Origin of the sequence: Flavobacterium ginsenosidimutans (genome assembly GCF_003254625.1) — a bacterium.
Classification (GTDB): domain Bacteria; phylum Bacteroidota; class Bacteroidia; order Flavobacteriales; family Flavobacteriaceae; genus Flavobacterium; species Flavobacterium ginsenosidimutans.
Genome location: NZ_QJRJ01000078.1, coordinates 339,079 through 345,078 on the forward strand (window position 1 = coordinate 339,079; position 6,000 = coordinate 345,078).

Annotated in this window: 5 protein-coding genes; 2 read left to right on the top strand and 3 right to left on the bottom strand. The window is 29.8% G+C overall.

The genetic code is table 11. From position 1 onward, the window contains the following. Window positions 1-56: 56 nt before the first annotated feature. From DM444_RS14695 to DM444_RS14705, 3 genes are all read right to left on the bottom strand, one after another. Window positions 57-893 carry a helix-turn-helix domain-containing protein gene (locus tag DM444_RS14695; protein ID WP_111287926.1) on the bottom strand — a complete coding sequence of 279 codons (837 nt, stop codon included), beginning with the start codon at window positions 891-893 and terminating at the stop codon, window positions 57-59. Between the two features lie 62 nt (window positions 894-955). Next, complete coding sequence (locus DM444_RS14700) at window positions 956-1,984, bottom strand: LacI family DNA-binding transcriptional regulator (protein ID WP_111287928.1); 1,029 nt, start codon at window positions 1,982-1,984, stop codon at window positions 956-958. An 82-nt stretch (window positions 1,985-2,066) separates the two neighbouring features. Then, window positions 2,067-2,504 carry a PepSY-like domain-containing protein gene (locus tag DM444_RS14705; RefSeq protein ID WP_111287930.1) on the bottom strand — a complete coding sequence of 146 codons (438 nt, stop codon included), beginning with the start codon at window positions 2,502-2,504 and terminating at the stop codon, window positions 2,067-2,069. Between the two features lie 288 nt (window positions 2,505-2,792). Here DM444_RS14705 and DM444_RS14710 point away from each other — a divergent pair, with 288 nt between their 5' ends. Beyond that, window positions 2,793-4,931: a tetratricopeptide repeat-containing sensor histidine kinase gene (locus tag DM444_RS14710; protein WP_239455688.1), complete on the top strand. Its 2,139-nt coding sequence runs from the start codon at window positions 2,793-2,795 to the stop codon at window positions 4,929-4,931. A 58-nt stretch (window positions 4,932-4,989) separates the two neighbouring features. Next, on the top strand, window positions 4,990-5,631 hold the full coding sequence (locus tag DM444_RS14715; protein WP_111287932.1) for a response regulator transcription factor: 642 nt from the start codon (window positions 4,990-4,992) through the stop codon (window positions 5,629-5,631). Window positions 5,632-6,000 lie beyond the last annotated feature (369 nt).

Genomic DNA, 6,000 nt, shown 5'->3' on the forward strand with positions numbered 1-6,000 from the left:
AAATTTGGAACGGCTGAATAATTTTAGGCAAAGGTTCAAAAACTGTTGCTAAAAGCTCAAATCGTTTTATGATGTTTGGGCGTTACGCCATATTTGATTTTATAAGCCTGACTGAAGCTTGAAAGGTTTTCGTAACCGGCTTCAAAATAAACTTCAGAAGGGCTTTTTTCTTGACTCAGCAAATAATGTGCATGTTCCAATCTTTTATTTTGAAACCATTTTATAGGCGATTCTGAATAGTATTTTTCGAATTCTCTTTTAAAAGTCGAAACACTCATATTACATAAAAATGCTAATTCTTTTAAAGTCAGTTTACTTAAATGACTGTTTTCGATAGTTCGAATGAATTTTTGTGCGGCATCATCGCTGTTTGTAGTCAAAGAATAAAGAAAATCTGTTCCGTATTTATCTGTCAAGTAAAGCATAATTTCTTCAAACTTTACTTCTAATAATTTTGACTGAACTGCTTTTGAAAGGTTAGAAATATCGCCTAAACTATCTACAAAACGTTTTAGGAAATTATCATAATCAAACGCATAAACTGATTTTGGTTCAATTGATTCTGATCTTTCAGATTCCATTTTTCTAATAAAATTGTGAAGCATTTCATTAGAAAAAAACAAAAGAACACTTTTATAAAGTGACGTTTCTGAAATTCTTTTTTCTGTCATTAAACAATTTCCAGATCTCATTACAATAAATTTCGAAGGCGTTATAGACAATGCTTCATTATCGAAAATGACTTCTTTTGTTCCTTCAATCAAAAAACTGATGATATTTTGATTTAAAATAATCTGCTGTTTCGAAACGTCTTTAGAACTGCTATAACCAACAACATGAACTTGTTGTGATTTTTCTAAATTCATCTCGTCTGGAAGTGTAATTGTTTTCATAAAAAATCATGGCTTATCAAACGAATCGATAAGCCTTTATTATTTAGAGAATGTTCTTGATTTTATTTTTGAGTGGATTCTCTTGCGAGTACTTCCGTATTTAAAAAGGTAATTTCTTTAGCATCATCATTTTTAGATGATTTCAAGTTTTTGATAATAATTTCTGCAGCCGCTTTTCCCATTTTTTCTGCGGGATGCGTTATAGTAGACAAATTAGGGTCTATTATTTGCGAAATTGGATCATTATTAAAACCAATTACTTTAAATTCTTCAGGAACTTTTATGCCACGTTTTTTAGCTGTTTGCACGGCACTTACAGCAATAATATCTCCAGGAGCAAACAATCCGTCTGGCATTGGTTTTAAATCAAATAAAGCGTTACTGGCTTTTACACCATCTTCGTAAGTAACTGAATTTAAATTGACAATAAGATTTTCGTCTATATCAACATTATGATCTTTTAAGGCTTCGATGTAGCCTCTTTTTCGTTCATTATATAAATTTCCTAATTCTGATCCTGCTGTAATGTGGGCAATACGAATACAGCCTTGTTCAATAAGGTGTTTAGTCGCCTTATATCCAGCTGAATAATTATCGATTACGACTCTGAAAGTATTATAATCTTTCGGAACCCTGTCGACAAAAACTAACGGAATATTATTGTTTGAGAATTGATGAAAATGTGACGTATCGCGCGTTTCCATTGCCAACGAGCAGATTACACCACTTACACGGTTACTGTACAAAGATTTCGCCATATTGACTTCTTCTTCATACGAGTCGTGCGACTGCATAATGATTACGGTATAATCCGATTTTTGAGCCGTAATTTCGATTCCGCTGATTAATGATGACAAAAAGGGTTGTGTAACGGTGGGAATCAAAACTCCAATGGTTTTAGTTTTATTACCACGCAAACCTGCGGCTAAAGTATTAGGAACAAATCCCATTTCTTCAGCGGTCTTTTTTACTTTCTTTATCGTTTTATCACTAATCGTGTGATGATCCTTTAAAGCTCGTGAAATGGTCGATGTTGCCAAATTAAGTCTTTCGGCAATATCATAAATCGTTACATGTTTATTTTCTTCCATAAAACAAATAATAGAAGATGTAAATATAAACTATTTTCTTTCACGTTTATATTTTCAAAAAATCAGTCAAAAATTAAGATTATTAATCATCTTTTTTGTCTTTTAGAATCTTACCCTCTTTGGTAAATTCCAAATCGATATTGTTTGTCAAATCTACATCGAGATCCTTATGTCCATAATCAATGTGCGTTATTTTTTCATTAGGATGATTTTTCGCTACATAAGCCTTAATATTATCTGGAATAAAATCAGTTGGAATTGGATTATCTCCACCATCAACTTCACGATACGATCCGTCTTTCCAGAATTCTACTTCTGTTCCATCTTTCAATTTAACTTCATAACCTTTTTCTCCATGTTCAGCATCTTTCTTTGCCGTTTCAACAGTGGTATAACTAAAATGTTTTTTCAAAAAATCTTGTGCAGGTTTTGGCAATTCTGCAACTTCTATCTTTTTCTGCGCACTGACCGATATTGCTAACAATAACAATGTCAGTGCTAAAAATATTCTCACTTTCATAATTTGTAGTTTTAAAGTATGGTTCTACTAATTTACTGCAAGAAAAAATGCCTTCAAATTTATTTAAGAAACTTTTAGTGTTTTAAAATATTGATTTACAAAACATTTACATCCGATATTTATTAAAAAATATCACAACTCCGTCTAAAATTTTTATTTTACAAATCGGCCATTTCATTGTTTTGTAGTATTTTTAATTGTTAATTTTAAACTTGTTTTAACTTAATCCTCAAATTTCCAAAACTTAAAAAATATTCTTATTCAATTAAGATTATAAACCAAAAACGTATGAGAATCTGGTCACGAAGACTTCATGTATTCCTCTTAATCTTTTTATGCTTTGGTCTACAAGCTCAGATTGAAAATAAAAAGAAATCTTTAGTGTCCCAAAAGGCTGTTCTTATTAAAGAAGATAAAACCACACTTACTCTTTACAATTTATATAATAATGGAGAAGAAAAAAAGGCCTATAAAAAAGCACATCAGATTCTAAAATCTAAACCAGACAATAGAGCTATAGCTCGTACAAATTTACTTCTTGCATACTATTTTAGTAAAAGAGCCATTATCGATTCTTCAATTTATTATACAAACCAAGCTTTGAAGTACAATACGGTTGTCAATGATTCTTTAAAAAACCGTCTTTTTTCTTTAGGATACAACCTACTTGCTATCAATTATAATAAAAAAGGATTGTATAATGAAAGTAAAAAATGGCATCTTAAAGGCATAGAAGTTTCCCAAAAATATAATGAGAAAAATCTTTTCTACGTACACACGCATGGTTTAGCCCAGAATTACGTGGAATTAGGAGATTATCCTAATGCTATTAAATTGTTTAAGCAGTGTTTGGAATACAAAGAGGACAGCGAAATAATCGTAGGAAGTTATATCAATCTTGGTGATATTTATTCGAGAATAAAGGATTATGACAACGCCAATATTTTCTATAAAAAAGGAAAAAATCTCTGCGAAAAAAACAATAATGAACAAGGAAAAGCAGTCATTTTAATTGGTTTAGGAGAAAATTATCGCTTACAAAACAAAAATCAGGAAGCCTTAAATATGTTTCAGGAAGCGCTAGTTATTGCTGATAAAAATGAACTGAATCAATTGTCAATTATTACGAGAAACAATATTGGTAATTGCTATGTTTCTCAGAAAAAATATAGTGATGCCAAATCGATACTTTCAGAAGCTCTTCAAAAATCAATGCAATTTGGATTACTCCAAAATCAGGCTTTTATTTATGACGAATTAAAGAAAATTGCTCTTGAACAAGACGATTTCAAAAGTGCTTATTCATTCTTTGAAAAATCTGTCGCTTTTAAAGATTCTATCAATAAACTCGAAAGAATTAAAGAGATTAATGAATTAGAAATCAAATACAAAATCGCACAAAAACAAAAAGAAATCGAAGTTTTAAAATTTGAAAATGAAGCCAAAAAATTAACAATGGCTAATCAAGAAGAAGCGATTAAAAATATGATGTTGCAAGAGGAAATCTTGACGAAAAATAATGAAAATACAATTTTAGCTTTCCAAAATTCTGTACACAAAAAAAGAAATGAAATTTCACTTTTAAAGAATGATCAGCAATTAAAAGCACTCGAAATCTATCAGCAAAAGAAAATTAAACTCTTTATTATTGTTGCTTTTCTAATATTGCTACTTCCAATAATTGGTCTTCTTTTTCAGTATTACAAACGTTTTACTTTTCAGCGTTTATTGAATAGTAAACAGATGGAAATAAGTAATCAGAAAATAAATGGGATTTTAAAAGAACAAGAATTAGAATTGGTTAAAGCCTCAATAAGTGGTCAAGATAAAGAAAGACAGCGCATATCGCAAGAACTTCATGATAGTATTGGTGGTAATTTAGCGGCTATAAAACTACAGGTAAATCATTTAAATTCAGGTGACTTCTCTAATATCCAAAAAATTAGTCTACAGCTGGATGAAACATATCAGCAGGTTCGAAATTTATCCCATACTTTACTTCCTAAAAAATTCAGGCAGAATAAATTTTTAGAAGTTTTAGAATCCTACTTAATAAATATTGGAAGTGCAAGCAATATTAAAATTTCTTTCATTCCTTTTCCAAAAAATTCCATCAACGAATTGATTGAAAATATACAGATTGAGACCTTTAAAATCATTCAGGAACTATTAACGAATACGATTAAACATGCAAAAGCCACTGAAGTTGAAATTCAATTAAACTATATTGAAAATATATTAAACCTCTTATTTGAAGACAATGGCGTTGGTTTTGAGCCTGAAAATCAATCAAAAGGAATTGGATTCATTAATTTAGAAAATCGCATTAAAAAACTAAACGGCACATTAGTAATTGACTCAAAATTAAAACGTGGTACAATTGTAAATATTGAAATTCCAATCTCTCAATCAAAATTAAAAAAATAAAAGGCGTTGACTTAAAAAATCAACTTAACGAATTAAAAAGCAACTAATATATTTGTTTATGAATAAAATAAACCTGCTTATTGCCGATGATCATACTATGTTCTTACAAGGAATTATTTCTTTATTGGAACAGGAACCGAATATAACTATAGTTGACAAAGCAATAAATGGAATTGAAGCATTAGAAATCATTAAAAAAGGCACTACCGATTTTATAATTTTAGACATTAGTATGCCTGAAATGGATGGAATTGAATTGAGCAAAATTTTAAGGAAAGAATATCCAAACATCAAAATTCTAATTGTAAGTACGCATAGCAATGTTATGATTGTTTCGAGATTAATACGCATTGGCGTAAATGGCTATTTATTAAAGAATGCTGAGAAGGAAGAACTTCTTGAGGCGATTAATTCTATTGCATCTGGTAAAAACTATTTTGCAGAAGAATTAGAAGAAAAACATTTAATGAACAGTTTAAAAATTGAAAAACAAGTTTCCAATTTAGCTGATTTAAGCTCAAGAGAAAAAGAAATTTTAATACTCATTGCACATGAATACAATACAGCAGAAATTGCCGAAAAGACTTTTATCAGTTTAAATACCGTAAACACACACCGCCGTAACTTATTATCTAAAATAAATGCCAAAAATACGGCAGGTCTCGTAAAATATGCAGTTGAAAATGGTTTAGTTGATTAATTATTACTAAGCCCGAATAATGTCGTAAAGCTCCCCAATGCTAATACTAATTACTCGAGCAAGTAATGTAATAATATTTGATTTCAAATTAAAAAATATTATTTTAGTTTGAAATCAAATTAAAGCTACGCAAGAATACTTGCAAACAGATCAATTATAATTCTCCAAATTTATAATTTGACACATTGTAACTTTAATGCAAAACTACTACTCCACTTTCTCTTTCGCATCACTATAAATAGTGATTTTATATTTTAAATTAGATGTTATTCAGTATTAATGTATCCCATTCCAGCATACCATTAAAACCAAAAAATCCCCATCAAATACATGATGAGGATTCTTAAAAGAAAGGCGACGACATACTCT

Bases quoted from the DNA above. Each gene is read 5' to 3' on its own strand.
- DM444_RS14695 (WP_111287926.1), bottom strand. From the start codon at position 893: ATGAAAACAATTACACTTCCAGACGAGATGAATTTAGAAAAATCACAA.
- DM444_RS14700 (WP_111287928.1), bottom strand. From the start codon at position 1,984: ATGGAAGAAAATAAACATGTAACGATTTATGATATTGCCGAAAGACTT.
- DM444_RS14705 (WP_111287930.1), bottom strand. From the start codon at position 2,504: ATGAAAGTGAGAATATTTTTAGCACTGACATTGTTATTGTTAGCAATA.
- DM444_RS14710 (WP_239455688.1), top strand. From the start codon at position 2,793: ATGAGAATCTGGTCACGAAGACTTCATGTATTCCTCTTAATCTTTTTA.
- DM444_RS14715 (WP_111287932.1), top strand. From the start codon at position 4,990: ATGAATAAAATAAACCTGCTTATTGCCGATGATCATACTATGTTCTTA.